This is a genomic window from Nocardia sp. NPDC060220, assembly GCF_042727815.1.
In the GTDB taxonomy this organism is placed as follows: domain Bacteria; phylum Actinomycetota; class Actinomycetes; order Mycobacteriales; family Mycobacteriaceae; genus Nocardia.
The window spans coordinates 1-1,649 of record NZ_JBHWZY010001191.1 but is presented as its reverse complement, the minus strand read 5'-3'; the positions used below and the strand labels follow the sequence as shown (position 1 = coordinate 1,649).

2 protein-coding genes and 1 pseudogene are annotated in these 1,649 nt (G+C 69.0%); 1 reads left to right on the top strand and 2 read right to left on the bottom strand.

Going from position 1 to position 1,649, the window contains the following annotated elements:
- The coding region (locus ACFWF3_RS35150; protein WP_379318430.1) for an FAD-dependent oxidoreductase at positions 1 to 425 on the bottom strand (425 nt) is incomplete at its 3' end.
- A gap of 182 nt (positions 426 to 607) precedes the next feature.
- Here ACFWF3_RS35150 and ACFWF3_RS35145 point away from each other — a divergent pair.
- Positions 608 to 1,099, top strand: a complete 492-nt coding sequence (locus ACFWF3_RS35145; RefSeq protein WP_379318428.1) for a glutathione peroxidase — start codon at positions 608 to 610, stop codon at positions 1,097 to 1,099.
- 18 nt (positions 1,100 to 1,117) lie between these two features.
- Here the strand turns inward: ACFWF3_RS35145 and ACFWF3_RS35140 are convergent.
- A pseudogene (locus tag ACFWF3_RS35140) lies at positions 1,118 to 1,649 on the bottom strand (hypothetical protein); the annotation flags it as partial.

The window sequence follows — 1,649 nt, the reverse complement described above, 5'->3', positions numbered from 1 at the left end:
GGCTCCCAGCCGGGCTCGCCCCAGAACGACTCCTTGAACGGCACTCCGCAGTCGACGAGCCAGTTGTAGTGCTCGACGCTGCCCGCGCAGTAGTCCTTGATCTTCGCCTCGTCGACGCCGGGTCCGAGCGCGGCGGTGAGGAACGCCGCCATGTTCTCCGGGGTGTCGTCGAACCCGAGTGCCTTCTGCAACGGTGTGCCGCCACCGAGGTAGACGAATCCGCCCGCCAGCGCCGCCGCGCCGCCCCAGCCGCCGGTCCGTTCCAGGATGAGCACCTTCGCGCCCGCTCGCGCGGCTTCGATCGACGCGCACACGCCGGCGATGCCGAAACCGGCCACCACTACATCGGCGTCGAAATCCCACTGCGTCACCTCGCTCGCGCGCAGCGGGCGGACGGTATCGATCCGATGTGGCTGGTCGCTCACGGGGCTTCCTCCGGTGCTCAGGGTGCGGGCATCACCGCCCATCCATAGGAATGGTGCCGTGAACCGCGTCACAAAACAAGAACGTGTTACAGATTCTCTCGCCGAGCGGGACACTTGCGCGCCGATCGGGCTCCGGTACGGTGGCGATCGAACCGACATAGACGAGATCTGGTGGTGATGTGATGAGCGCGAACATTCGAGACATTGCGGTGCAGACCCTGGCGGGCGAGGACACCACACTGGGTGAGCTGGCGGGCGAGCGGGCGGTACTGCTGGTCAACGTGGCCTCCAAGTGCGGCCTGACCCCGCAGTACGGCGCCCTGGTGGAACTGCAGAAGACCTACGGCGAGCGCGGTTTCACCGTGATCGGCTTCCCGAGCAACCAGTTCATGGGCCAGGAGCCCGGCAGCGCCGAGGAGATCCAGGAATTCTGCTCGGTCACCTACGGCGTCGATTTCCCGCTGCTCGCCAAGGCCGATGTCAACGGCGACGACCGGCACCCGCTCTACGCCGCGCTGGTCGAGACCGCCGACGCCGAGGGCGCGGCGGGCGACGTGCAGTGGAACCTCGAGAAGTTCCTCGTCGGTCGCGACGGCACGGTCGCGGGCCGGTTCCGCCCGCGCACGACCCCCGATGCCGCCGAGGTCGTGCAGGCGATCGAAGCCCAGCTCTGATCTAGACCAGCTCCGAAACTACTGAGCGTTCGCCAGCAGCGCGTACTGTGCCGCGGCCTGCTGGCGAACTCCGGCGGGTTCGGTGCCGCTGACGAACGCGCCGTAGCGCCGGTAACTCACATAGCAGCGGGTCAGTGCGGGCGCACTCCCCGCACGCCGCTCCGCGCACCGCGCCTGCGGCAGGCCCTCGGGCGCCGCGACCGGATGCGCTGCCGCGCTGAGCGTGTTCTGCCATGTCGTGCCGAAGGCGAGGGCCGCGGCCTCGTCACGGAACCGGAACAGCGTGGTGCTGTAGGAATTCGCCACGCTGTCCACGCCACCGCGATCCCACGCCGCGCCGAGCTCGGCGGGTTCGGTGGGGCGGTAGTGCAGTCCCGCACGGCCGGTCCACGCCGCGAACTCGCGCGAGGAGATGGCGATCCGCTGATTGGCCGGGCCGGGAATCAGAGTGCGGCGCAACAGATCATCGGGATCGCGGGGCAGCTCGGCGATCCGGTCGGGCGCGGTCGGGGTGAACTCGTCGAGCAGGGCGATCTGGGCATCGAGGACG